We start from the raw sequence: 25,378 nt of genomic DNA on the forward strand, positions 1-25,378 counted from the left end.
ACCCTGCGGAATCTTGCGAACTTCATCGAAGTAAAAAAAGACGCCCGTCCAGCCGAAGCCAGGCGGGCGTCAAGATGAAGAACTCTGTCTTCGTTTCCGAGTAGAGCTCCCCTGGGTCGCGGCGTCCGAATAGGCGGATGACCGGATTTGCGATTGGATGAAGGCGCCAAAAAAGAGCTGGCGAAATTACGGCGTGCTCGCCGAGCGTAGGATTTGGCTCGCGGGAGCCGGGCCTTTTCGTTCAAGCGCGAACTCGCTGACCTCGAGCTTTTGTCCGACCTGCGCGACTATGACCGGCGCAACGCGAAGATCGAGCCGCTCCTTCACGCGCTCTTCGAGAATGAACAGCGGGCGCGCAACCTTCTCTCCGAGTGCGATCGGGTCGGTCACCTCCGGGCCGCCCCCGGCGAGCAATATCCAGTCGCTCGCCCGCGCGTGGCCAAGCGCCCAGTTCAGGTCGCGCGAATGAACCACGATCAGGCGCTGCGGCATCGACACATAGGTGAGGGGGTTGAAGGTGTAGCCTTTGGGATAGAGCAGTTTGCCGTCGTCCAACCGGACCTCAAAATCGAGCGTGTGGAACGGCACGACGCTTCGTTTCCTGTTCGCGCGCGCAACGCCGAGTGCGGCTGACTGCATTGCGCTCCACTTCTCACGCGGACCGAAACGACCCGCGATGCTTTTCGGCTGCTGCGCAACGCGCGCCTCGATTTCAGAAAGGGCATCGGGTTCAGCGATCGCCCAGGTGCGCCCGACCGCCGCGGTCTGTCCACGCGCCGTGGCGGCGATGACGAATGCCCCAAACACGAGCATCAACGAGGTGCCAAACTGCCAGGCGGCCACTCGAATGCTACCGCGATCATGTTCCACGACGATATCTCCTCCATCTTTCTCGCGGATCGGAGCTGCCAACACCGATGATCGCACCGACAAGTGAAACCAACGAGAGAAGGCTCAGCACGACGATGAGCGATCGCGGCGAGTTCGCGATTGGGCCGGGCGCGGCGAAGAGGATGAGGGCTTGCGCCTGGCCGAGCATCAGGCCACCGACGGCCAACCTGACCGCGATGGGCGAAGGAGCGTGGGAGAGGAGGCCGTTCATCGTGTCCGCCGATGACCGCGCCACCGGAGCATCAGACCGCTCGTCACGGACGAGAGCCAGATCAGGAGCAGCCCGCTTGCGAAGCAAGCGATTCCGACCGTCACCGACGCCTGCGTAAACAGCGACGTCGGCTGGTCAACCAGCAGTCCGGCGATGAGAACGAGGCCAGCCATCATGACGGATTCGATCATGACGAGCCGGAACCGCCAACCCAGTGCCTGCCGCTCGGCCACTGCCGCAACGGCCGCGTCGAACAGCGCCCGATCGGCGGGCAACATGGCGTCGAGCTGCATCGCTAGCTCGTCGGGATGGAGCGAAGGCCGCTTCATGCCGCTGGCTCCGATGCTCGCGGCAAGTCGCGGCGATCGCCCAATATCTCGCGGGGATCGACGTCGGCGAGCTCGCACACAGCCTCGAGCGGCGATCGCCCGGCCCGGATCAGTGCTTCGAACGCCGCGACTTCGCCGGGCGCGCTGGTGTTGATCCAGTAGCTGAAGGGATCGACGACAAGCCGCGCGACCCCGAGCCCGAGCGGAGAGTCGATGAAGACCTCGCTATAGTTCGGCTTGTTGTTGCGGACCGATTTCAGGAGGTCGAGGACGAACCCGGAATAGTCAAGAATTTTGCTCTCGACAGCACGATCATAGGTGGAGCCTTGCAGGAGGAACCGCGTCGCCGCATTCTCGAGGATGACTTGGCCTGTGCCGCCGAACAGCGTGAGGTCGTTCATAGACTGGAGGACGATGCCGAAGCTGCCCTGATATTTGCGGGCACGGCGGTAGCCTTGTGCGAAGGCTTCAGCCAGCCGCGACAGATCCTGACCATCGCTTTTCGTCATGAACTGCGCTGCTTCGTCACAAAGCACGAAGCGGGGCCGGTCGCGCGCCGAGAGGTAGAGCTCCTGCGTCACCGCATTTACCACCACCATGACGATGACGTTGAACAGGTCAGGCATGGCTTTCAGCCGCTCGAGCTCGAGGACGACGAACTCGTCGGCGGAGATGTCGAAGGTCGACGGCCCGTTGAAGAAGTGCCCGTAAGCGCCATCCGAGCCGAAATCCCTGAGATTGAACGCGAGCTCGCGCGCGACCGGCTTCAGATGCTCGACACGGTCGAGATCGGCTGCGGCAAATTGCGGATAGGCACCGAGCCAGGCGCGGACCCAGTCGATGCCTTCATCGGCATAGCCCCCATCGATCGTCCACTGGACGGCCGACTTGATGAGATTCCATTCTGAGGTCGAAACGCCTTTGCGCGTCGCCGCGTTCGCCATCTCGGCAACGATCGCGACCGCCATCGCGATCGCCGAATGCTTGTCCTCGCCGTCGAGCGCGAGCCCGAGGTCGAACGGGTTCAGAACCAGCCGTTCCTCGCCGACGTCGATATAACGACCCGAGCAGAGGGTGCAGAGCTTGCGGTAGGAACCGCCAATGTCGATGATGCGGATGAGGGCGTTCTGGGCATAATATTGCCGGCAGAGATCGTTGAGGAGGAAACTCTTGCCCGCGCCGCTTTCGGCCGCGACCACAAAATTATAATTGTTGATGCGCGGATCGAAGAGGTCGAGTGTGACGAGCTGACCCTTGCGGCCCACATAGAGCAGGGCAGGGCGGCCGCCTCCGCGAAAGTCGGTCTGGATCGGCACCATCAGCGCTGCCGCCTTCACCGGCATCCGGAAATCGCGCTCGAGCATCTTGATCGTTCGGCGCTCGGGATAAAGGCCGAACGGCAGGCTCGCGGTCAGCAAGATCGGATTGAGGTAGGATTCTTCCTGCACCATCCAGGGCAGCGGTTCACTTTCCCAGAGGCGCTTGGCGCGCGCGGCCATCTCGCGGGCGTGATGGGAATCGCGGCCGAACACCCAGACGGTCGGCATGACCGAGACGAAACGGCTGTTGCCGGCCTCGTCGAGCACCCAGCCGATTTCCTCGATCTGTTTGCCGACCTCGACCGCAAAGCTGCCCGCCGCTTTCTGCGCCGACAATATCTGGGCGCGCTTGTGAATTTCGAACTGCGAATGGTCGAAGAGGATGTTGAGGCAATAGAGGAAGGGGCCGCCAATCTGGTCGCTGTCCTCGGCGCTCCCGCGCATCCCGCCCATCAGCCGGTTCATGCGTTCCGCGGTAACCCGCCTCGCCGGCGCTTTCGGCGTCAGGCAGCGTGCGACCTGGCCCCCGAGGAACACTTCGGGTCCGTCGAAAGCGAGATCGGGTCCGGCATCGACGATCTGCTTGCGGATCGGCGGGGCGGGGTGCCCGGCTGCACCGCTGGCGAATACGCCAGGAGCGTCCTCGAAGACGCCGTTGAAGATACGGCGATAGAAGGAGATCATTTCGTGCGGCTCGACGCGGCGAATGCCGAGCTTGGCAAGCTGCTCTTCGATCTGGCGGCGCAGGTCGCTGTGCATGGGGGCGCGCGTTTTGACAGCGAGGAAGGTCCGGAAATCACGCACCGGAATGCCGTGGAGCGCGCCAAGCCCGTCCCGGCCTTCGTTCAGATAAGCGTGCGTCCGGCGCGCCGATGCCTGGATCAGCGGATCTGGCCGGGTCTTGAGGTCGAGATAGGCGTCGAGCGCTGGCGCAATCAGCGGGTCGGCGAAGCTGATAAGCTGGACGACGCTGTTCTCGGGAAACTGGACGTTGAACAGGCCGAGCAGCGCCTGGTGAACATGCGCGAACATATAGGCGGCAGGGGTCAACTCCCAAGCATAGCCCCAGCCATCATCGATGCAGAGAAAGGCTTCCTCTTCCTCGACCCAGGCGACGAGCGGGAGGAAATCCGAATAGCGGTCGCGCGCAACGGCGCGGTGCAGGTCGGAGAAGGTAAGACCACCGCCGGTTCCGGGCGCCTTCATGGCCGCGGCTCCGCGCGCGCGGGCACAACCGGCGGCGTCAGTTCGCTTCCGGGCACCTCGCGGATCTGCTCGAGCACCGGCACGCGCGCCGCGGCTGAGACCAGCGGCACGAGATAGCCGCCGACGACCCAGGAGGGGGTCTCGAGCACCGAATAGACGAAGCGCGACATGTAGAGCCGGTCGGGCCGGTTCCGATCGGCATAGGGCAGGATCAGTGTTCGCACCGCCTGCGCCGGCCGCAGCATCGGCGTCTCGGGCGCCTCGATCAGCCCCTGAAGCTCCCGGTAGACGCTGTCGCGGTAATCACCATAGGCATCAGCATCGCTGCGTCCTCGGCGCGCGGTGCCGCGCTGGTTCGCCTTGAGCAATATCTTGTCGCGTGTCACCGCCGGGTCCGAACGCGAAGCCCGGCCCTCCGCCGCATCCTCATAGGCTTTCTCGGGATGGATGCACTGGCCGTGATCGTCGTTCTTGCAGCTGAACTTTTCGCTGTACGGCGACATCGCTGAGCCGAGCGTTGCGCACCCTGAGAGTGGCAAGACGCCGGCAAGCAAGAGTGCGGCTGAGCAGAGGCGCGCGCGGCGCCGGTTTGACATATCGGTCATCGATATTCCTCCGAGGATGGGCGGGGGCATCAGAACTTGCTCCCGGCGGTCGGCTTGATCTCGAGCGTGACGCCTTCCTGGATGACGACGACGACGTCCTTGGCGGCGCCCACTTCGACGATAGGTCCCGCCTGCCGCGCGAGATCGAGATAGAAGTCGGTGAGCTTGTCGGACGACTTCGAGAGGCCGCCGGCGATCCCCACCTTGGCGGCGTCGCCGACATCGAGCGTCCGCACCGAACCCAAGGCCGATGTCGACACGTCACCGACCGTGTTCTCGACCGTCTGGCTGATCCCGCTGATCGTGCCGGCGATGAAGGCGCGCGCGAGACTCGCGCCGGCGCGCGTTACCACCTTGCCCGACAGCCCCTTCTTGCCGTCGGTGTCGACGAAGAAACCCTTGATCGGCTGGTCGACCACCGAGCGTTCGTCGAAATCGACGCAGGACAGCGACACGAGCTGGACCTCGACCCGCTCCTTGGCGAGGCTGCCCGTTGCATTGCCGATGACGAAGCAGCCCGAGAGATTGGCCTTGACGTCATTCGGCAGCACGGCGGGCGCCTGGACGCGCGCAATCAGCGGTTCGGGGTTCGAGGTAGCATCGCGGCTCGCGAGCGCGTCGATCCCGGTCAGCAGCCGCGCTTTCATGAAACCAGGCGGCAAATAGATCGTCCGGGTCTTTTTTTTAGCGCCAGACTGTGCATTCTTGCCGTCGGCTGCGGCGCTTGTCCCGAGAGCGGTCACCGCGGTGCCGATCCCGCCGACGGCCTTTTCAACCGGGGGCGCAGGAGGAGCAGGGGGCGCCGCCGGTGGTGAAGGAGGTGGCGGGATCTCGCCTGTCGCGATTTCGGCATCGCCGGGCGCGGGTGGATAATCTGGTATCGCGCCCGGCAGAGCCGGGGGAAGCCCGGGGTCGCCGTCGGGAGGTGCGCCTGGCTTGCTGCCGGGCACGACCTTGCCCTCCTCGATCGCGGTGACGCGGTCGCCGAGCAAGGTCTGGCCATCGAGGATCTTCTTCAGGTCGCCTCGCAGCTTGGTCTCGAGGCTGTCGCCGCGCAGACCGGCGCCCATGTCGAGCTTGGTCGCCGCTGGCGCCTCGGGCGCCTTCTCATCTCCGCCTGTACTCGCCGTGTAGAGACCGGTTCCGAGCATCGCGACGACGCCCGCGACACCCAACTGCTTGGCGCGCAGCTTCTGTTTCGAACTCAGCGTCGCCCAGCGGTCCTTGAATGCGAGAAGAGCGGGGCCGCGAGTGGCCTCGGGCGGAAGCGGTTTGCCGACCTCGCCGAGATCGAGCGGCTCTTGTTCGGGCGTGTCGTTCATTCGCCGTCTTCCCGGCGGATCACGATCAGCCGCGCGTCTTCGCCCGCCTTGAGGCTCAGTCGGTCGAGCGTGACCGCGAAGATGTCGGTGCCGAGGGCGCGGTCTAAGAACTGCCGTTCCTCGAGAACGGCGTCGCTATCGCTGGCGAGACGATACTCGGAGACGGAAAGGCCGGAGCCTTCAATCGCGAGACGGCGCCGCTCGACCAGCTGCGCCGAAGGGATGGCGGCAATCGTGATCGTCCCCGACCGCGGCGCTATCTCGGTGAAGCTCGCCGGCACGCGGTCCTGAAGCATTGCCAGCGTGACCGACACCGCCCGCTCTTCTTCGACGAGCGGACCAAGCAGTTCCTCGTTCGCCCGCGCGAGCTGCGGCCGTCCGGGCGTAAGCGTGACCGTTTGCGCGGGAATCTCCGCGGGTTCGGCATAGAGCGGATAGATGGCGCCGTTGCAGTTGATGAAGAACTCCGAGGGCGTCGTCACATAGCTGCGCGTTACCATTCCCATGTCGTCGACCTCCTTGACGAGGAACTTGACCCATGCGTCGGAGCCCGCCCGCTCGACCGCGATCGCCTTTTCGGCCGAGAATTTCACATCCTCGATCTCGCCGCCGACGCAGACGATATGATTGACGTCGCGGTTTGAGAGGCGGATCGTGCTCATCTGGTCGGGAAGGACGGTGATGGCTTGCGCCGATGCGGGCGCGGGCAACAGCAGCGCGGCAACGGGCAGCGCCGCCGCGAGCCTAGCGAGGCTGGACATCGAATTTCTCCTCGGTGAGCGCGACGAGCCAGAAGCGGCCATTTTCGACGGCGTAGCGAATGCGAAGATCGCCGCGGAACTTGCGGATGACGCCGCCGATCACGCGAACCTTCTCGATTGGCACCAGGATGTCGCGGTCGGTCCACTGCACGGGCTGGTCGGGGCGGATGTAGGTCGCGATTGACAGCGTCGGATTGTTCGCGAGATCGTCCAATATGCTGTTCAGGCTGTCGCGCATGCTGTTGTACGCCGATGGGTGGACGATCGAGAGCAGTTCCTGGAACTGCCGGTCGGCCGAGTAGGCCGAATAGGTCCCGGCGAGCGCGACGATATTGCGCGTCATCGTGCGGATATAGGCGGCCGATGGCTTCGAGCCGGTCACATAGAGATCGCCGCCCGAACCGAACGGCACGACCACCGTGCGCTCTTTCTGGTCCGAGCTGTAAATCACCGCGCCAAGCACCGCGGTAATGCCGAACAGCCCGACGATCGCGAACTTGAGCAGCCGGTTCTCTTCGAAGAGGTTCGATGAGCCCTGAATGTAACGATGGATCCCGAAGCTGGCGGGTTTACCGAGCAGCGGGTCGACCGGCGCGCTTCGGGGTTTGCGATGACGCGAGAACATCTGCGGCCTCACTCGTAAAATCGGGTTTGGGTCGGACCCGGATAATGGCGAAAGTGAAGCATCCCCCAGCGCCATGCGAGATGGGCGAGGAAACCGCGCGGCTGCGCGCGCTTCCATGGCAGGAAAAGGAGAAGGGCCGCGATGAACGCCCAACCGACCAGTCCGCCGACGATGACGGCGACGAAGATGGTGGTGACCACCAACACGAACTCGTCCGATCCGAACCACAGGATCTGAACCGGCTTGTGCAGATATTGGGGCAAGCGTTCGTCCATCGACCCTTCTCCTCCTGCTACGGTCCTCACCAGCGAAGCAAATCGAAAGCGAGGACGAGGGTCCGGGAGCACTTCCTCCCGGTGACCGGAACGTGGGCGAGCGTGGAACCCGAATGCTTGCCCACGTTCCGATGCCGTCAGATCACCATGCCGAAGGTCTGAAGGATGCTGTCCGCCTTGATGAGGCAGACGGCAGCGACGATCGTCGGGATGCCGATCATGATATTGCTGAACAGTCGCGACACGCCGAACAGGAAGGCGGCGACACCCCCGACGAAGCCGAGCGGGCCTTTGACACCCTGGTTCACGACAATGTCGTAGATGTCGTAGCCGAGATCCCCCGCCACGGGCGCGGTAAAGGCGTGGACGCTTGCCGCGAGGAGCGACAGAAGCAGGACCGGTACGCCGACATCGGCGGCCGAAAGTACGGTTCTGGTAAGTTTTTTGACCATGGATGATTGCTTTCTTGGGCATTGGGCCGCCCTGAACTCTGCCTGCCGGCATCGATGGTGATCGTTGTCGGCCGACGGCGGTGCTGGACGGCCCGAAGGGGCGTCGCCGCCGGCATTCCGGTGCGTTGGGACCGAGAGCGATGATGCTCTCTGCGTCCGAGCAGCCGCCATGAAGAGATGGAATTCAGCGAGAAACACGGTTGGTCTTCGCCGAGGATAGGAATGCCTCGATCTCGGCCTGCTGAAATCCTGAGATGAGCTTGCCCCCCACGATCAAGGTCGGCGTCCCGCTGACGCCAGCGGCGCTGACCACTTTGGCGTGAGCTTCGACCTTTCCGCGGCCTTCAGCGCAGGTTCGCAGCGCTGTCGGGGCGGCACCCGAATAGATGGCTTTAAAGGCTACCGCCTTATCGACTGAGCACAGGATGTGCTCGGACTTTGCCGCGGCTTCCGGATGGATGCCGCTCACGAAGAATATGAGACGCCGGACCGGTTTTCCCTCGGCGGCCTTCGCTGCCCAATATCGATTAAGCGCGCGACAATAGGGGCAGTCGGGATCGGTAAATTCGATCACCGTCGGCGCATCCTTGGGGCCGATTTCAAGCGCCTGTGAGGAGTCTATCGATTTCAGACGGTTGGAGATGCCGGCTTCCTGCGCGAGGGCTGTCAGATTGACGCCGTTCTTGTCGAAGATCGACGCGAACAAGAGATGCTCGCTCTCGGGCGCATAATAGACGATCCGGCCGCCAGCACTCGCTTGATAGATCGCGCCTTTCACCGGCGCCGGTTCGAAATCATCGAACTGGAGATTTGTGAAGGTTTGCTTGAGTTGCTGCTCCGCCTCCGCTGCGGCTTTTGCCAGCAACACCTTCTCCGTCTTCTCTTGTGCACTAACGACCGGCGAGGCGAGAAGTGCGGCCGCCGCCAGTAAGACGGCAGGTTTCTTGAAGGGGCCGTTCGCCGATAATGACGATAACCGGAATCGAGGCGCAGCACGATCGTTCGCGGAATCGCATGACATGAGTCCTCCCTGGCGCGACGGCGCCCGTTCGATGTGGGTTGCGTGAACGTCCGATGAGGCAGCCAGTGATAAGTCAGCCGGTCGGAACGGAGGGATAGATGGACGCGCTGTGAGCCAGCGGCAATCGTGAGGGCAGGCGCGTTCCCCAAGGCGGCACGATTGTGCCGCAGCCGAGCATCGTGATTCCAACTTTCATATTGGAATCAATGAATTGAAGGGAATTGCGTCAGGCGCGACACAGACTGAAATCGTTGAAGATGAACGAAGCTAATAGACTGAAAGCATCTCTACTTGCTGTGTCGCTCAGCGATAGCCAGCCTCGCATGGAGCGCTAGCGCACCACATACTATTCGGACGGAAGCTCATGTCGGACACCAGGACATGCGAGAAGGGCGGCGTCGCTTCGCTGGATCAGCTCAAGGAGTTCTCTGGGCGGCGCATCGAAAGCGAGCGTCTTCGCCGTCGCTTGAGTCAGGAGCATCTTGCCCGCAGAGTTGGATTGAGCGTTCGTTGGCTACGAGAGATCGAGAGCGGTAACCCGGCCGTGGCGCTCGATGACCATTTACGTTGCGCAGCGGCGCTCCGTCTCGCGCCCGCGTTCGTCCTTCTTCCCTTGTTGGACCCTGACTACAGCCAAGCTTCGTCGATCGATCCAGCGCCATTCGAATGGGCCGACATCGAATATCTGATCTGGACTCATATCGGCAGACGAGCAGGATGGGCTGCACACCGCGGCGAATTTGAACGCGCCCAGGAACCTCTGCGCGCCGAGGTTCGAGTCCCTGCTGAAAATCAGTCAAGAACAGCACAATCTTTACCTGCTACTCAGGATAGGAGCTAAAATTGCTACTTCTGAAAATTTGTCAAGTGAACCAGGGACAAGGATTTGCGTACCCGAGTTGCATTGCGATCAGAACGACGAAGTTTGGGGCAAACCGACATCCCAGGATCGTCCAGAACTTGCCAAGATACTCGATGGCTTCTGAGCTGCTACCCGTTTCTGGACCGCCCTGCTGGCAGCCTTCCAGCGTGCTGACATCAGGGCGGGCCATGTGCCGCTGATGCCAACATGAGCGATATCGGTGATTTGTTCTCGATCGCGCTGTGCGGTCGTACCTCGTTGTAGTCCCTACGCCAAGCCTCGCATTTTCGCACCGCGTCATCCAGGCTCATGAACCAGTGGGCGTTAAGGCATTCCTTGCCGTTGAAGCTCTCGATGAACGCGTTGTCGGTGGGCTTGCCAGGCCGCGAGAAGTCGAGCGTCACGCCCTTCATGTAGGCCCACAGATCGAGCTCGCGGGAGATAAAATTCGCTGCCATTGTCAGCCCTGATCGAGGCGGGATAACCCACTTGCGCGCAGCCCCGTTCCAGCACCTCGAACACATCCGGTGTCCGGTGCAGGCGCGATTGCCGCTCGACGACGTGTTCATCGCGCTGAAGGACGTGATCCCACACCTGACACGCTCGTCGCTGCACCGTTGCCTGCAACGCCACGGGATCAGTCGGTTGCCCAAAGCCGATCGGGAGAAGCCGAAGAAGTTCAAGAAATATGAGATTGGCTACTTCCACGTCGATATCGCGGAACTGCGCTATGAAGGCGGAAGAGGCTTCCTCTATGTCGAAGTGGACCGCACCTCGAAGCTGGTGTTCGCCCGCATCTATCGCCGGGCGACCAAGCTTGCCGCGGCAGCCTTCCTGCGCGTGCTTATCAAGACGGTGCCATACAGGATCCGTAAGCGCTAATTTACCCCCACATTTTCGAATGTTCTGAGATCGTTATGTTGCGCGCCTTCTGTATCGGGAGCGTAACTAGCGATGGGCGATGTAACGACGTTCGAAAGTAGCTTCGAAAGCAACGGGAACGGTCGTGCTCGCCCGATGGAGGTGATCCCGGCGGGTCGCGAGCGTCGGCAGTGGACGCCGGAAGCGAAGGCCCGGATCATCGCCGAGAGTATGGCGCCGCGGGCGAACGTCGCGGATATCGCGCGCCGGAACGATATCCTGCCGCAGCAGCTCTACGCCTGGCGCCGGGAAGCGCGCGAACGGATGGAATCGGACGACGCGCCGGCCTTCGTTCCGGCGATGGTCGAGGAGCCGAAGGCGCAGGGCAGCGGCGCCGAGATCCGCATCAACATCAAGGGCATGACGATCCGCATTCCCGACGGCGTGACGGCCGACCATATCGAGCGGGTGCTGCTGGCTGTGCAGGTGTCGACATGATCATCCCGCCGGGACCGCTCAAGGTGCTGGCGGCGGTGAAGCCGGTCGACTTCCGCAAGGGAATGGTGGGCCTGGCGTCGCTCGTGCAGCACGAGCTGAACCGCGACCCCTTCTCCGGAATCATGTTCGTGTTCCGCTGCAAGCGCGCCGATCGGATCAAGCTGCTGCTATGGGACGGGACCGGCCTGGTGCTGGTGACGAAGCGGCTCGAGACGGGCACGTTCCGCTGGCCGCGCTTCGGCGACGGGGTGATGAGCCTTACCGCGGCGCAGGCTTCGGCGCTGATCGAAGGGCTCGACTGGGCGCGTGTTCATGCCCCGCGTGTGGCGCGTCCGGTCATGGCGTTATAGGCCGTGAAAATGACTCGTCTTGCCGCACAAAACGGGCAGAAAACCGCGAAATAATGTATCCATCCGCACCATGAGCGAGGGGGTGGAAGAGCTGCCCGACGACGTCGAGGCACTAAAGGCGATGATCATCGCCGAACGGCTCCGCTCCGCCCGGCTCCAGCACCTTCTTGATGTCCTCAATCGCATGCACTTCGGCAAGCGGTCGGAGAAGATCGACAGCGGCCAGCTCGCGCTGGCGCTCGAAGATCGCGACGTATCGATGGCCGAAGCTGAACTGCTGGTCGAACAGGGCGAGGAAGCCACCGGCATCGCGCCGCCGCGGCGCAAGCGTGCGGCGGACGAACCCGCGCCTCGCTGCCGGCGCATCTTCCGCGTCACGAGATCGAGATCGCGCCGGAGGCCGGCTGCTGCGCGGGCTGCGGCGGTGCGCTGCACCGGATCGGCGAGGATCGGTCCGAACGACTCGACATCATCCCCGCCCAATATCGCGTCATCGTGACGGTGCGGCCGAGGATGGTGTGCCGATCGTGCGGCGATAGCGTCGCGCAGGCGAAGGCTCCCGCGCATGTGGTGCCGGGCGGCCTGCCGAGGGAAGCGCTGCTCGCCGATATCCTCGTCAAGAAATACGCTGATCACCTTCCGCTCTACCGGCAGGCGCAGATGTTGGCGCGCCAGGGCGTGACGATCGATCGCGCGACGCTCGCGGGCTGGGTCGGCCGCGCGGCGGGCTATCTGAAGCCGATCGTCGACCGGCAGAAGGCGGAGCTTCTGAAGAGCGATCGCCTGTTCGTCGACGAGACCACCGCGAAGGTGCTGGCGCCGAGCAGCGGCAAGACGAAGACGGGCTACCTGTGGGCGATGGTCCGCGACGACCGCCCGCATGGCGGGGTCGATCCACCCGCGATCGTTTACAGCTACATGCCGGGCCGGGGCGGCATGTGGGCGGCGAAGCTCCTCGGCGAGTATCACGGCATCCTGCAGGTCGATGGCTATGAAGCCTATGGCTAGTTTGGCAAGGCGGGCCGTCCCGGCGGACCCTCGGTGCTGGCCTATTGCTGGGCGCATGTTCGCCGCGGCTTCTTCGACGCCGGCGGCAAGGGCGATGGCGCGCCGATCGCCACCGAAGCGCTGCACCGGATCGGGCTGCTCTACAACATCGAGCGCGAGATCCACGGTCGCACGCCCGAGGAGCGCCTTGCCGTCCGCTAGGCGCGGGCCAGCCCGATCGTCGACGAGCTGCATGACTGGCTCGACGCCAAGCGCCGGCGCATGTTCAGCGGCTCGCCGACCCTCAAGGCGATCAACTATGCACTGAGCCACTGGGCCGGGCTCGTCCGGTTCCTCGACGATGGCCGGATCGACATCGACAACAACCCGGTGGAGCGGTCGATGCGGCCGATCGCACTCCAACGGAAAAATGCGTTGTTCGCGGGCCACGAACTGGGCGCCGAGAACTGGGCGGCGATCGCGTCGCTGATCGAGACCTGCAAGCTGGGTGCGATCAACCCCGCCGCCTACCTGGCCGACGTCCTTGCCCGCATCGTCACCCGCGGCGACGGCGAGCCCATCGATGACCTGCTACCTGGGAACTGGGTCGATACAAAGGCCGCCGAAATGACGTTCGAAACGAGTGCCACCGCCAACGCCGCCTGAGCAAAGCACGATCGAAATTAGATACAACGAAATTAGGCGCCAGCTTCTAATCGAAGCCCGCGCCCGTCCGCCCCGCGTGGGGGAAAATTATCGCTTACCAGGATCCACACCATCCTGACAGATAACGTCCTATGTTAGGAAGGCGTAGCGGAAAAAGGCCAGCAGATCTCGTTGCGCCGAGGGTGATCGGCGCTGGTGATTTTATGATCCAGATGGCTTCCATCGTCAAGGAAAGCACTCTCGGCCATAGCAAACACAGGATCCATCGATTGTCGAGGTCGTGGTCCTCACCGTCCTTAAGATGAGATGCGCATGCCAGATGGAAGGCCCAAACATTATCTACAGGGTCGCGCCAAGAGATCTTGGCACGCCCTCACGGCACAGCAGAGAGGGGTCCTTCCATCTGGTGTCCGCCCGTTCAACGAACGGACGGTACTCGGTTCCCGTCTTGATGACGGCGTGCACGACGCGGGCCATCTTGGCGGTGAGAGCGGTCATCGCCTTGCGGCGTCGATCAGGATCGTCGGCATGCCCGGCAACATAGCGCCCGAGCTTGTCGCGGAAGCTGTTGTTGGGCTGCCGGATCGCAACCTGGGTCGCCATCCAGAAGGTGCGTCGCAATCGGGCGCTGCCGTACTTCGACAGCTTGGTTCGTCCGCGGAACAGGCCTGACTGTCGGGTGGCGAGATCGAGGCCGCAGAACTTTAGAAACTGGCGATGGTGGCCGAAACGGCGCAGGTCGCCGGCTTCCGCCAGGATCGTCAGGGCATTGATCGGGCCGATCCCCGGGATCATGCGCAGGAGTTGATAGTCGCGGTTCGCGGCCAGCGCATCATGGGCGATCCGCTCGATCTCGTTGCGCTGCCGAATAAGGGTGCGTGCCTGAGCGATGACCATGCGGAACATTTTGACGGCGGTGGAATCTTCGTCGATCGGCAGCGCCATCGACGCGCAGGCCGTCTCGTAAATGTCGTTGACCACCCGGGCCTTGGAAACCTTGCGACCGATCAGCGGCCAGACCTGTTCGGTGAAATCCTCGCGCCCGATCGAGGCGATGCTGCCCGGAGTCGGAAAGCGCTCGATCATTGCCAGGAACCAATCTGATCGGCTGTTCCCCGCGAAGCGCTCGATCTCCGGAAAATACAGCGGCAGATAATGCGTCAGAATCCGGTACCATGTCTGGGTCTTCGCCTTGGAAATGGCTTCGTGTGTCTTCGACATCTCCTGCAGATCGTTGATGCCCGCGGCCAGCGGATCGACATAGCGCTGGGTCGCGCCGATCCGCAGCATATGCAGGATCTCCTGCGCGTCCTTGGAATCATTCTTGTCCCAGCCATTGTGCAGGGCTTCTCGGGTCCGGGCCAAAGCAACCGAGGAAATCAGGCGCAGCTCGAAGCCGGCGGTCAGTAATCGATGCGCCAGCGTGCGGTGATAGTTGCCGGTCGCTTCGAATCCGACGATGACGGGCCGGCCGATTGCGGTCAGCTCGTCCGCGAGCCGGTCATAGTCCGCCTTCGTCGCCATCACGGTCATACGGCGACGGCGGCCGCCTTCCGGTCGCTCAAGGAGAATCTCCTGGCGGTGCTTCGCCATATCGATCGCTACCAGCACGGCATCGGGTGGAGTAGAATTACGCTTGGTCATGATCGGTCAGCCTCCAAAGGGTTGTGTCGACAACTTCTCTTTAGAGACCTGCTGGCCGATCATGGCTGCCTTGATGAAGCCGGCGGGCGCTACGCGCCCTTGTCTCCATCAAGGCATTGTGGCCCTTCGATAGGCCGCTTCCCAATGTGCTACGGCGTACAGTTCGTGCAGCGGGACCAAGGCGGCCCACTGGGATGGATCGGCCATATCTTCGGCCGTGTCTGCGAGCAGAACGGCATCGAGCATCGCCTCACCAAGCCCTATCACCCATGGACCAACGGCCAGGCCGAACGGATGGTGCGCACCATCAAGGAGGCCACCGTCAAATCCTTCCGTTACACGTCGATCAATGAACTGCGCCGCCATGTCCGCGACTGGCTCGTCGCTTACAACTTCGCCAAGCAGTTGAAGGCTCTGCGCTTCAAGACAACCTACGAGGCCATCGAAGAGCTCCGGAAATCCAAGCCAGATATCTTCAATATGAAACCACACCATCACATGCTGGGACTAAACACCTAACAGTCCACGCGGACCACTCGGTGGGGGCCGGTCAGATTCGAGGGGCAGGAGCCAATGTGCCTCCCATATCGCTCGCGCGAGACGCAAGTTTCCGCAGTGCGCACGCCGGACGTATCTCACACCAATTCCTCGCCAAGACTGCAATTGGCGCATGAAATCGGCGTCGGAGGGCCTGCTACTGGCCCTCCGACGCCGCGATTTTCATGCGGTATAATTTTTCCCGATCGATTGGGACAGCTAAATCATTAGAATTTTGCGCCGATCGCGACACCATAACGCCGCGGATCAAGCGTGTAGATATTTGTAAAATTACCGGAAGATGCATCGGTGACATAAAGTCCGGTAACTGAGTTGCTATCGAAGATATTCTGAACGAACCCCCGGACAAACCAGCGCTCGTCGGCACCATTCAACTGCAAAACTGCATTAGCCTGTACGAAAGGTTGGATGCGATTAATCCTGCCGTTGAAGATATTGCCATATTGCTTTCCGGTCATGGAAATGTCGACGCGGGGGACGAGTGTCATACCATTCCCGACCTCTGCCGTGTACTGCACGCCCATCGAGACCTTGACATTCGGCGCTTGCGGCAATGTGTTGCCCTTGATGTTAACCTCGACGCCAGGACTCAATACCTGGATCCCGCTGTTCGCAGGGATAGCGCTCGCGAGGACACCGCAAATGCCGAACGCGCCGCTGGAGGCGATATTGCCGTCCGAAGGAAATTCCTGCGGTGCGCGAAGGCCGAGAGCCGCATTTACGCCCGCAACGAACGCATCAGCAACGCCAGGCGCAGGTCCCGTGACAGCGCAGTGCGCACCATTGCTGATGTCCTTGATAATCACGGCATCAGGATCCCCGCCGCCCGGATCACGCGGATTGGAGAAGAATTGATCGCCGGCGACCTTGGCATTGAGATAGCTGAAGGACAGATTGATAAGCCAGTTCGGGTCCGGCCTGATGACAGACTCCAGTTCGACACCCCAGATATTGGCGTCAACCGTGTCATTCACGGACGTTCTTGCCACGATGCGGCTGAGCTGCAGTCCACTATATTTGTAGTAAAATGCGGTGGCATTGAGTTGCAACGCGCCGTTTGCGAAGACGTTCTTGGAGCCGATCTCGAAGGCATCGATCGATTCAGAGCCGAAACTCTCGCTGACGGCGAAAATCGGAGAAAGCGGAGGATTGATCCCGCCGGATTTGTAACCCCTAGAATAAGATGCATAGAGTGAATTGTCCGGCGTAACCTCGAAGGCCAGAACTGCTCGTCCGGTAATTTCGTCGAAGCTTACTTCGCGAAACTGGGCGAGCTGTTGGCCCGGCGTCCCCGGGTCGGCATCGAAAAGCCCAGACGGCCCGGTGAGGGGCGTTATCGGGGTATCGAACGGATCTCCATCATTGGCATAAGGGTTCAGGAAACTGATCAGCGTCGTACGCGCCGTCACATCCTTCTTGTCATTGTTGTAACGCAGCCCCCCGGTCAACGTCAGCCGGTCGCTTAGATCGAAATAGACCTCGCCGAAAATGCCATAGCTCTCTAGATTCGATTCCAGCGAGTTGTTCCGATACATCGACGTCGCGAAATAGGATGGCGGAAGGCCGCCCGACAAGGAGCCGAATGAACCCAATACGGCACTGGCGTAATCGAGCGCAAACGAGTTCACATAATAGCTATTGTCGGTGGTTTTCGATTTCGCATAAATTCCGCCCAACAGGAAATTGAACGGCCCGTCGAAGTCACTCGTGAGGATGAGCTCTCCGCTCCACGATTCGCGTTGTTCCGAAGATCGATCGAAAGAAAGCGGCGTTTCGGAACACAGCGAGTTCCCTTCGAAAGCGCCTCTGCTTCCATCATCATTATCCGACGTGCACAGCACGCCCTGCGGACCGTCCGGGATTAGAGCGCCGGCAATCGGCGAAAAATAGGCCGAAGAGCCGGGAATGAAGGCTGGCGCCGGCGGAGCAAGACCTGTCGGTAATCCGTTAGCCGCAAAAAAGTCCAACGTATTGAGCGCCGGGGCGAAACCGGCACGGCTTTGAATTCCAAGAAAATAGTCCTGCCTGGAATCGACTTCAGTATCCTGATAAATGCCGGTGGCCGTCAGGGTCATCGCGCCGAATTTTTGCTCAAGGCGCGCCTGCACCTGTAGCTCTTCGGCAAAATAGAAAGGGGTATAGGCCGTGTTGACGACACGCACATCGCCAGGCTCCTGAAACCCGGAAAACCCATCAGGGCCATAAAGGCTGCCGAGGCCGAGCACGGCGGGAATGCCCTGAATGGCGAAGAACTCGGATGAACTGAGCGTCGCACCGACCGTTGAATTTGCGTTCGTGGTATCGAAATCACGTCGATTGTTCAGGCATCCGAGCACGCCCAATGGATCGCGTTGGCACGTTTGTTTCTGGTTTCTGAGGCGCGTGTCCTTTTCCCGGAAATAATAGCCCATGAGATCGATCGTCGTATCAGGACCGGGTTCGAAACGAAGGGAGCCTCGCAACGCATAGAGGTCCCGAGCGTCGATGTCCGATCCATCATAGAGATTCGTCGTATAACCGTCGCGGTTCACATATATGCCCGCCAGCCTCACGCCGATCATATCCCCGATCGGGACGTTGACCATGCCACGCGCTTCGATGCTGTTGAAATTGCCATACTCGAATTGCGCTTCAGCCTCGAAACGGGAGAGTTTGGGTTTCGCGGTCACAACATTCACGACCCCGGAGGTCGCATTCCGGCCGAACAGGGTGCCTTGAGGTCCGCGAAGGACTTCAATCCTTTCCAGATCGAAATATTCGGTCTCGAACAGGCGTGTTCCGAACAAGGGGGATCCATTGACATGGATTGCGGTCGCAGCATCGCAGGTGACGCCGACGCACAGGTCGCCAACGCCGCGAATAGTGAATGAAGCTGAGGTGAAATTGCCTTTCGAGAAAGATACATTGGGCAGCGTCAGCTGTAGATCCGAGGCATTTTCGATCTGCTGGCTTTCAAGCGCCTCAGCGCTGAATGCGCTGACAGCGATCGGTACGTCTTGCAAGCTTTGCGCCTGACGTTGCGCTGTCACGACGATGACATTGTCACCGCCATCTGGCTCTTCGGCTATGACTTCCTGAGCATTTGAGACCTGTGGCAACGCCATCACGACGGCGCTTGCCAACCAATAGGCTTTCTTATTCATCACCCTATCTCTCCCTGTCTCGATTTTTTCGTTTCTTGCGCGAACCCGTCCTTGTCCCCGATTGTCGATGTTCAAAAATGGGGCAGCTCGCCGAGCTGCCCCGAGTTTGAGGAGTGGCCAGAAGGAGATTTCCGGAGAGGAAAAGATTCTCGCCGCTCGGCTGGAAGATGAGCAGTTTTTCGGCATTTGGTAAAGAACTTTATTATGGCACTTTATTATTTTGCTCGGGGCGGTGGGAGGTGTGCCATCTCAGATCCGAAGATATCAGTTTATACATCCGATGCTTGCTGTCAGCGCTTCAGCCTTGGCGCGGTCGAGCGCGCGCCGACGACTTTTGGATGCGGCTGCGGTACGGCATGCCCGATCCGGAGCGCATGACCCGCGTGGTCGAAAGTTGGATAGCAGTGCAAAAGGCCGGGCTCTGATCCCGGCTGGTGGAAACCAGGGGGTCAGGTCAGTTCACCTATTCCTTCCCGTTCATTTTAGAGTCATCAAGATCGTATTAACCACGTCACGGTCCCTGCCGGGCAGGGCTTTCACGTGGGGGCATCCATGACCAGAACCAAACCATCCCTTAAGTCAGCTATCCTGTTGGCCAAATAGGATCAAGGCGACCGGCGCACCAATTTACCTCGTGACTGAGCCATGTGCGCGCGAAAACCGTCACCACTTCGATGGGGATTCGACATGACATTGCCATTTCACATGCCGTCCACAATCCGCCTTTCGGGTGTAGGTCTTGCCGCTTGTGCGATTGCCACGATTGCTGCCGCAAGTGCGCAGGCGCTACCACTATCCAGCTTCAAGGATCAGGGCGTCGACCATATCTTTGGCAGCTACGCCCCGCGCGGCGACTGCTCAAAGGAACCGCGCGTAACCATCGATGAAAAGGGCAGGTCGCGTCCGTCAAGGTGGTGTAATTTCGGCTGTGGCCGTGGGCCATCGTCAGGCGGCTTTGGCGGTGATGTGTAGGGGCTGATTTTCCTCCTCGATCATGGGTTGGTTGAGTTCGGCCATGCCTTCGATCTGCATGTATCGGTGCTGGAGCTGCCACTCGTCGTTCTGCTCCATCAGCACAGCCCCGACGAGGCGGATGATGCTGTCTTCGTTCGGGAAGATTCCGACGACGTCGGCGCGGCGCTTGACCTCCTTGTTGAGCCGCTCGAGCGGATTGGTTGAGTGTAACTTCGTGCGGTGCTGGGTGGGAAAGCCGGTGTAGGCGAGCACGTCGGTTTCGGCCTCGTCCATGCAGGCGCCGAGCTTGGGCCAACGGGTGCGCAACTGGTCGGCGACCTGTCGCCAGACCTGCGTTGCGCTTTTCTGATCGGGCTGCAGGAAGACCTGGCGGATCGCGGCGGCGACGACAGTGTTCTGGCCCTTGGGCACATAGGACAGGGCATTGCGCATGAAGTGCACCCGGCAGCGCTGCCAGGTGGCGCCCATGACGCGGGTGATCGCGCCCTTGAGGCCCTCGTGAGCATCGGAGATGACCAGCTTCACGCCGGTAAGACCGCGCCGAACAAGGTCCTTCAGGAAGTCGGACCAGAAGACCTCCGCTTCCGAGGGGCCGATATGCAGGCCGACGATCTCGCGCCGGCCCTCGGTGTTGACGGCCATGGCGATTATTGCGGCAACGCTGATGATCCGCCCGCCTTCGCGTACCTTGAGATAGGTGGCATCGAGCCAGAGATACGGCCATTCGCCGGTGAGCGGGCGTTTCAGAAAGGCATGGACGCGCTCGTCAATGTCCTTGCAAAGCTTGGAGACGGTGGACTTGGAGATGCCGGTCATGCCCATGGCCTGGACGAGTTCATCGACCCGCCGGGTGCTGACCCCGCCGATCCACGCTTCCTGGATCACCGCAACCAGCGCTTTCTCGACCATCTTGCGGGGCTCAAGGAAGCCCGGAAAGTAGGACCCAGCACGCAGCTTGGGGATTTTCAGGTTCAGCGTGCCTACCCGGGTATCCAGCGAACGGTCGCGATAGCCGTTGCGCCAGGTCGCGCGCTCGCTGCTGCGTTCGTGGCGACCCGCGCCGATCAGGCCATCAACGTCGGCCTCCATGATCAGCTGCAGCACGTTCTCGGCGATGGTGCGCAAAAAATCCGGTTGGCCGCCCTTCGCAGCAAGCTCTTCGATCAGTAATCTGTCCTCGGTCATCGGGAACTCCTCTTCGTCACGGTTGAAGTGTGCAAACTCCACCATAACGATGAACCCGGTGGCCACCAGCGACGCCGCATTCCGGGGTGGGGCATGCCCCACCCCGGAATACACCATCGCCTACACCGGAAATTACACCACGAGCGCGGACGCTAACAAAAGGGCATGACGTTCCGCGCCAATGGTCGGGAAATAAAGCCCCCTCGGGTGGAATATGCTCTCACCTTCATGGGCCAGAGCTATGACGGCATCATGGCAGTATTTTTTCCCTTTCCAGTTAGGGCTGAGACTCATTCAGAGCCAGAAGGCCAAGGTAGTGACCAGCGCGACGGCTGACAGGAAGTTGGCGGCGAGCTTGTCGTAGCGTGTGGCGATCCGACGGAAGTCTTTGATCCGGCAGAAGGCATTTTCGATGAGGTGCCGGCTACGGTAGCGGTGCTGATCGTATCGGATGGCTCGCTTGCGGTTGCGGCGACCCGGAATGACGGGGCTGGTGCCATTCTCGCGCAAGGACGTCCGCAGCCGGTTTGCGTCGTAGCCCTTGTCGCCGAGCAGGTAGCGCATCGGTCCGGCGCGTTCGAGCAGTGCCGGTGCAGCCTTCACATCGCTGACATTGCCCGCCGTCAGCATAAGGGCATAGGGGCGGCCGAGAACGTCGGTCAGGGCATGGATCTTGGTTGTCCAGCCGCCGCGAGAACGACCGATCGCCTGCGTCTGGCGCCCCCTTTTCCACCAAAGGCCGAGCGCTGGGCTTTGATGTAGGTGCTATCGATCGCCGTGCTCTTCGTCACCGCACCCGCCCCTGCCAAGGCATCGAGCAACTTCGTCCAGAACCCCCGCCGCGACCAGCGGTTGAAGCGGTTGTAGACCGTCGTCGATGGTCCATAGTCTGCCGGACAGTCGCACCACCGGCAGCCGGATTTCAGTACATGAAGGATGCCCGAAATCACCCGCCGGTCATCGACCCGTCGCGCACCAGGCTGGTTCCGGGGCAAGTACGGCTCGATCGCCAGCCAAGCTTCGTCCGACAACCAGAATAAAGAACGCGACATCGTGAAGGGCCTCCCGCTGCGGTGAAGGCCCTTTGAATCAATACATACAAGCAATTTCAAGAGGCTGATTGGGTTTTAACCCTAGCAGCAATGATTTTGGTCGGGTTCTCATGTATGTGAACGACGACGAGAAGCGCGGTGTCATCCGCTTTGAATCCGATCTGCCGCGCGGCCAACGCCCGGCTTCTTTCCATGCGGCCTTCACGGGTGGCGGCCCGTTCACGCTCTGCCAGGGCAGCGCTCTTGCTGGCACGCCACTGCCGCCACGGCCTGAGCCGGCGGTGGCCGTGCAAGGCATTCCAGCGGAATGGACCAATCTCGCCAGCCTCGTCGGCAAATATCCGGGAAGCTACGCCAAGGACAATATCGACCTGTTCGATAAGGGTACCTTGGCTGCGGCATTGAAGGCCCGGATGGGGCCGAAGATGGCTGCGCTGCGGACCAATCTCTCAGCCGTCTCGCCATTGCAGCGGGCTGGGAACTATTACTATCTTTCCGGCAATGCGCAGCATCAGGGCGGTGTGGAGCAGGCCTATATAATAATAGACCCGGCGCGCCGTGCGGTGCAGGTGGGCCTTTGGGAGCGCGGCAAGCTAACAGTTTATCCGTCTGCTTCGGGCGTTAGGCTGCCGATTGCGCCGGAAATCAAGACGCTGTTGGACAAAAGCCCGCCCGAAACGGCAGTGCCGCTTCCCGGTACACCCTGGGAAGTTGTACCGGTGCAAGGTCGCGCGCCCATGGCTTATGTGAGCGCCGCGGCATCGCCCAACATCGAAGCCCTCAGTCTCTATTGTGAAGGCGGAAAGCCCTACATGGCGATGCTGCTCAACAAGCCCTCCGCCGACAATGCGATGACGATGACGTGGAACTTCTCCGGTCGGCTCGTTAGCATATCCGTTCAGCGCGCCAATGCGAACGGCACTCAATGGATCGGCGGCGTGACGGGTACGCAACTTGTTCCCCTGCTCATGCAGCAAAGCGGGACGGTGATGCTACGTATCAACGGGCGGCTGGAAGGCGAAGCCTCGCTCAGCAATTCAATTGCAGTGCTGCGCGATACCCTGCGGGGATGCGTGCGGCTCTGACCTGTAAGAACGGCGCCGCCTCCATTTCAGGTGCTCTGCCACCTGAATTCTGGACCAGTTGCGGTTAGAGTTTTCCGCCGTAGATATCATTGGCTGGGCGAGGAGTTAGAGCGGGATGACATTTGGCTGATTCAAAGGGGATTCTTTTTTGGGCGGTTTTCTGATTCATATGTGGACGCCCCCTATGGCAAGGGCTTTGTGGTCGCGATGGCTTTGATCGGTTGCTTTCATATGTCCGGCCTGTTTGTGCGGCGTTTTGAGTGCCGCTGGCCTTGATGGAAATCCGCCGGTGAGGTCCCTAATCAAGTTGGCGCGCGGTTGAAGCGCATTGAATCAGACGGGTTGGTTTCACCATTGGCTCGATCGTTACTCATCATTGACTGCCACTGCCAATTCGGTTGTTCGGTATTCTGTTAGGTCGTCAGTTGATAGGGCCCATAGGCTTCCTTCCGGGTCAGCACGACCCAGGCGATCCGGGCCAACTTGTTGGCAAGCGCCACGGAGACGACCCTGAACGGCTTTTTCTCCGAGAGTTTCCTGATCCAGTCGGCCATGGGCGTTGGCTTATCCTTGATGTGGCGCATGACGGCGGTGGCGCCGACGACGAGCAGTCGGCGCAGATATCGGTCTCCCTGCTTCGAGATGCCACCCAACCTGGTCTTGCCGCCGGTGGAGTGCTGCTGCGGAGTTAGGCCGAGCCAGGCGGCGAATTGCCTTCCCGACCGGAACTGATCGGGATCGGTGACGATAGCAGCGATCGCGGTTGCCGTGATCACGCCGAGCCCCGGGATCGCGGCGAGCCTGCGAGAGGCCTCGCTCTCGGCATGCCAGGCCGCGAGTTGCTGGTCGAGCACCGCAATCTGGCTACTGACGCCCATGATCTGACGGATCAGTATCTCTACGGCCGCGCTTGCATAGGATGGAAAAGCATCTTTGTTGGCCAGCACCTGGTCGGTCAGCTTTGCAAGGTTGGCAATGCCGGGGTTAGTGACGAAGCCCAGTTCCGCCAGATGCGCGCGCAGGGCATTGGCGAGCATAGTGCGCTGGCGCACGAGCAGGGACCGGGCGCGATGGGTCATGAGGATGGCCTGCTGCTCGACTGTCTTGACGGGCACGAACCGCATCGTCGGACGCTGCACGGCTTCGCAGATCGCTTCGGCATCGAGGGCGTCGCTCTTGCCGCGCTTCACATAGGCCTTCACGTAGGATGGTGGGATCAAGCGAACCTCGTGTCCCATCTCGGCGAGCGTGCGTGCCCAGTAATGTGCCGTTCCGCACGCCTCAATGCCAATCAGGCATGGCGACAGCTTCGAAAAGAACGGCAGCATCTGCTTGCGGTGCAGCTTCTTCACCAGCACCGTGGCGCCGTTCTCATCGACGCCGTGCGCCTGGAAAACGCTCTTCGCCAGATCCAGTCCTATCGTCGCAATCCTCATCGTGAACGCTCCTCTTTCTGTTCGGGTGACCGACTCGCAGCATAGCGGCTGCGGACCGGTGCAGGGGCGTCCACATCATCAAGCTTTGTGCTGGGATTGGAGGCCAGCAAATCATGTCCAGACCCATATCGACGGATTTACGCGAGCGGCTGGTTTTGGCGGTTTTGCGGGAGGGGATTTCGGCCCGGGCTGCTGCGGCGCGCTTTGGTGTTTCGGTCAGCAGCGCGATTGTGTGGGTCCGTCGGCACCGTGAGACGGGGAGCGTGGCACCGGGCAAGATCGGCGGTTACAAGCCCAACATTCTGTCGGGCGCGCATGGCGACTGGCTGGTCGAGCGAGCCAAGTCAGATTTCACCTTGCGCGGACTGGTTGCCGAACTGGCCGAACGCGGGGTCAGGGTCGACTATGTGCAGGTCTGGCGCTTCGTCCATGCGCGGGGGCTGAGCTTCAAAAAAAAAGCGTTCTTCCCGCCGAACAGCTGCGCCCCAAGATCGCAAGGCGGCGCGCGCAGTGGCGCAAGTATCAGGGGCGGCTTGATCCCCGGCATCTCGTCTTCATCGACGAGACCTGGGCCAAGACCAACATGGCCCCGCTCAGGGGCTGGGCGCCCAAGGGCCAGCGGCTGCACGCCAAGGTGCCCTATGGCCATTGGCGCACCATGACCTTCATCGCCGCGCTGCGCTGCGACCGGATCGATGCACCGTGCGTCCTCGATCAGCCGATCAACGGGGCCAGCTTTGCCAAATGGGTCGAGCAGTTCCTCGTGCCCACCCTCGCACCGGGCGACGTCGTCATCATGGACAACCTCTCCAGCCACAAACGTCCAGCTATCCGCCAGGCCATCCGTGCCGCCAAGGCCAAGTTGCTCTACCTGCCACCATATTCGCCCGACCTGAACCCGATCGAGCAGATGTTCTCGAAGCTCAAACACCTGCTGCGAAAGGCCTCCGAGCGAACCGCTGAAAACACCTGGCGACGCATCGGATCATTGCTCGATGCCTTCAGCCCACAAGAGTGTGCCAACTACTTCGCCAACTCCGGATATGCATCAACCTAATG

General features: G+C 61.3%; 20 protein-coding genes and 5 pseudogenes. 9 read left to right on the forward strand and 16 right to left on the reverse strand.

What is annotated here, in order from left to right:
* Nucleotides 1–186 precede the first annotated feature (186 nt).
* The 10 genes from LH19_RS03780 to LH19_RS03830 all read right to left on the reverse strand — a co-directional run bounded on the left by LH19_RS03780 (nt 187) and on the right by LH19_RS03830 (nt 9,017).
* Nucleotides 187–813: a conjugal transfer protein TraW gene (locus LH19_RS03780; protein ID WP_039581035.1), complete on the reverse strand. Its 627-nt coding sequence runs from the start codon at nt 811–813 to the stop codon at nt 187–189.
* A gap of 285 nt (nt 814–1,098) precedes the next feature.
* Nucleotides 1,099–1,431: a hypothetical protein gene (locus LH19_RS03790; RefSeq protein WP_039575486.1), complete on the reverse strand. Its 333-nt coding sequence runs from the start codon at nt 1,429–1,431 to the stop codon at nt 1,099–1,101.
* Nucleotides 1,428–3,956, reverse strand: coding sequence for a TraC family protein (locus tag LH19_RS03795; protein WP_039575485.1), 2,529 nt, complete (start codon nt 3,954–3,956; stop codon nt 1,428–1,430). The genes LH19_RS03790 and LH19_RS03795 overlap by 4 nt, the downstream gene beginning before the upstream one ends.
* Nucleotides 3,953–4,561: a TraV family lipoprotein gene (locus tag LH19_RS03800; protein ID WP_039575484.1), complete on the reverse strand. Its 609-nt coding sequence runs from the start codon at nt 4,559–4,561 to the stop codon at nt 3,953–3,955. Before LH19_RS03800 ends, LH19_RS03795 begins: the two co-directional genes overlap by 4 nt.
* 29 nt (nt 4,562–4,590) lie before the next feature.
* Nucleotides 4,591–5,883 carry a TraB/VirB10 family protein gene (locus LH19_RS03805; RefSeq protein ID WP_039575483.1) on the reverse strand — a complete coding sequence of 431 codons (1,293 nt, stop codon included), beginning with the start codon at nt 5,881–5,883 and terminating at the stop codon, nt 4,591–4,593.
* Entirely contained in the window at nt 5,880–6,644 is a 765-nt protein-coding gene (locus tag LH19_RS03810; protein ID WP_039575481.1) for a type-F conjugative transfer system secretin TraK, read from the reverse strand. The genes LH19_RS03805 and LH19_RS03810 overlap by 4 nt, the downstream gene beginning before the upstream one ends.
* Nucleotides 6,628–7,269: a TraE/TraK family type IV conjugative transfer system protein gene (locus LH19_RS03815; protein WP_039575480.1), complete on the reverse strand. Its 642-nt coding sequence runs from the start codon at nt 7,267–7,269 to the stop codon at nt 6,628–6,630. The genes LH19_RS03810 and LH19_RS03815 overlap by 17 nt, the downstream gene beginning before the upstream one ends.
* A gap of 8 nt (nt 7,270–7,277) precedes the next feature.
* On the reverse strand, nt 7,278–7,544 hold the full coding sequence (locus LH19_RS03820; RefSeq protein ID WP_039575478.1) for a type IV conjugative transfer system protein TraL: 267 nt from the start codon (nt 7,542–7,544) through the stop codon (nt 7,278–7,280).
* 137 nt (nt 7,545–7,681) lie between these two features.
* Entirely contained in the window at nt 7,682–7,996 is a 315-nt protein-coding gene (locus tag LH19_RS03825) for a hypothetical protein (protein ID WP_039575476.1), read from the reverse strand.
* Between the two features lie 184 nt (nt 7,997–8,180).
* The gene (locus LH19_RS03830) at nt 8,181–9,017 is read right to left on the reverse strand and encodes a DsbC family protein (RefSeq protein ID WP_081997359.1); all 837 of its coding nucleotides are present in this window, start codon (nt 9,015–9,017) and stop codon (nt 8,181–8,183) included.
* 364 nt (nt 9,018–9,381) lie between these two features.
* Here LH19_RS03830 and LH19_RS27675 point away from each other — a divergent pair, with 364 nt between their 5' ends.
* A complete protein-coding gene (locus LH19_RS27675) occupies nt 9,382–9,858 on the forward strand; it encodes a helix-turn-helix domain-containing protein (protein ID WP_081997358.1) in 477 nt (158 codons plus the stop codon).
* A gap of 197 nt (nt 9,859–10,055) precedes the next feature.
* On the opposite strand, the pseudogene LH19_RS03835 reads toward LH19_RS27675, so the two are convergent.
* A pseudogene (locus LH19_RS03835) lies at nt 10,056–10,404 on the reverse strand (integrase core domain-containing protein); the annotation flags it as partial.
* Nucleotides 10,405–10,410: 6 nt separating this feature from the next.
* Here LH19_RS03835 and LH19_RS03840 point away from each other — a divergent pair.
* The 4 genes and pseudogenes from LH19_RS03840 to tnpC form a co-directional block, all read left to right on the forward strand.
* Nucleotides 10,411–10,749: pseudogene (locus LH19_RS03840) on the forward strand (IS481 family transposase); the annotation flags it as partial.
* A gap of 84 nt (nt 10,750–10,833) precedes the next feature.
* Complete coding sequence (gene tnpA / locus LH19_RS03845; protein ID WP_081997356.1) at nt 10,834–11,238, forward strand: IS66-like element accessory protein TnpA; 405 nt, start codon at nt 10,834–10,836, stop codon at nt 11,236–11,238.
* Nucleotides 11,235–11,588, forward strand: coding sequence for an IS66 family insertion sequence element accessory protein TnpB (gene tnpB / locus LH19_RS03850; RefSeq protein ID WP_039575474.1), 354 nt, complete (start codon nt 11,235–11,237; stop codon nt 11,586–11,588). Before tnpA ends, tnpB begins: the two co-directional genes overlap by 4 nt.
* 70 nt (nt 11,589–11,658) lie before the next feature.
* A pseudogene (tnpC, locus tag LH19_RS03855) lies at nt 11,659–13,241 on the forward strand (IS66 family transposase).
* 335 nt (nt 13,242–13,576) lie between these two features.
* On the opposite strand, the pseudogene LH19_RS03860 reads toward tnpC, so the two are convergent.
* Nucleotides 13,577–14,885, reverse strand: a pseudogene (locus LH19_RS03860) (IS110 family RNA-guided transposase).
* A gap of 153 nt (nt 14,886–15,038) precedes the next feature.
* On the opposite strand from LH19_RS03860, the pseudogene LH19_RS03865 reads away from it, so the two are divergent.
* A pseudogene (locus LH19_RS03865) lies at nt 15,039–15,404 on the forward strand (integrase core domain-containing protein); the annotation flags it as partial.
* Nucleotides 15,405–15,649: 245 nt separating this feature from the next.
* Here the strand turns inward: LH19_RS03865 and LH19_RS03870 are convergent.
* The 3 genes from LH19_RS03870 to LH19_RS27680 all read right to left on the reverse strand — a co-directional run bounded on the left by LH19_RS03870 (nt 15,650) and on the right by LH19_RS27680 (nt 21,741).
* The gene (locus LH19_RS03870) at nt 15,650–18,586 is read right to left on the reverse strand and encodes a TonB-dependent receptor (RefSeq protein WP_039575467.1); all 2,937 of its coding nucleotides are present in this window, start codon (nt 18,584–18,586) and stop codon (nt 15,650–15,652) included.
* 945 nt (nt 18,587–19,531) lie between these two features.
* Nucleotides 19,532–20,746, reverse strand: a complete 1,215-nt coding sequence (locus tag LH19_RS03875; RefSeq protein WP_006954973.1) for an IS256-like element ISSpma2 family transposase — start codon at nt 20,744–20,746, stop codon at nt 19,532–19,534.
* A gap of 294 nt (nt 20,747–21,040) precedes the next feature.
* Nucleotides 21,041–21,741 (reverse strand): IS5 family transposase gene (locus LH19_RS27680; RefSeq protein ID WP_234716168.1). Its coding sequence is split into 2 segments (ribosomal slippage): nt 21,041–21,465 and nt 21,465–21,741, totalling 702 coding nucleotides; the frame shifts between segments, so codons are not numbered across the junction.
* Between LH19_RS27680 and LH19_RS29315 the strand changes: the two genes are divergently transcribed.
* Entirely contained in the window at nt 21,683–21,823 is a 141-nt protein-coding gene (locus LH19_RS29315) for a hypothetical protein (RefSeq protein WP_234716212.1), read from the forward strand. The two genes, LH19_RS27680 and LH19_RS29315, sit on opposite strands and share 59 nt — an antisense overlap.
* Nucleotides 21,824–21,914: 91 nt before the next feature.
* Nucleotides 21,915–22,883: a hypothetical protein gene (locus tag LH19_RS03885; protein ID WP_234716072.1), complete on the forward strand. Its 969-nt coding sequence runs from the start codon at nt 21,915–21,917 to the stop codon at nt 22,881–22,883.
* Between the two features lie 413 nt (nt 22,884–23,296).
* On the opposite strand, the gene LH19_RS03890 is transcribed toward LH19_RS03885, so the two are convergent.
* Nucleotides 23,297–24,319, reverse strand: coding sequence for an IS110 family RNA-guided transposase (locus tag LH19_RS03890; RefSeq protein WP_039575463.1), 1,023 nt, complete (start codon nt 24,317–24,319; stop codon nt 23,297–23,299).
* A 113-nt stretch (nt 24,320–24,432) separates the two neighbouring features.
* On the opposite strand from LH19_RS03890, the gene LH19_RS27690 reads away from it, so the two are divergent.
* Nucleotides 24,433–25,376, forward strand: a protein-coding gene (locus LH19_RS27690; protein WP_137865735.1) for an IS630 family transposase whose coding sequence is annotated in 2 segments (ribosomal slippage) — nt 24,433–24,768 and nt 24,771–25,376 — 942 coding nt in all. Because the reading frame shifts where the segments join, the coding sequence is not laid out codon by codon here.
* Nucleotides 25,377–25,378: the final 2 nt, after the last annotated feature.

The organism is Sphingopyxis macrogoltabida, assembly GCF_001314325.1.
Classification (GTDB): domain Bacteria; phylum Pseudomonadota; class Alphaproteobacteria; order Sphingomonadales; family Sphingomonadaceae; genus Sphingopyxis; species Sphingopyxis macrogoltabida.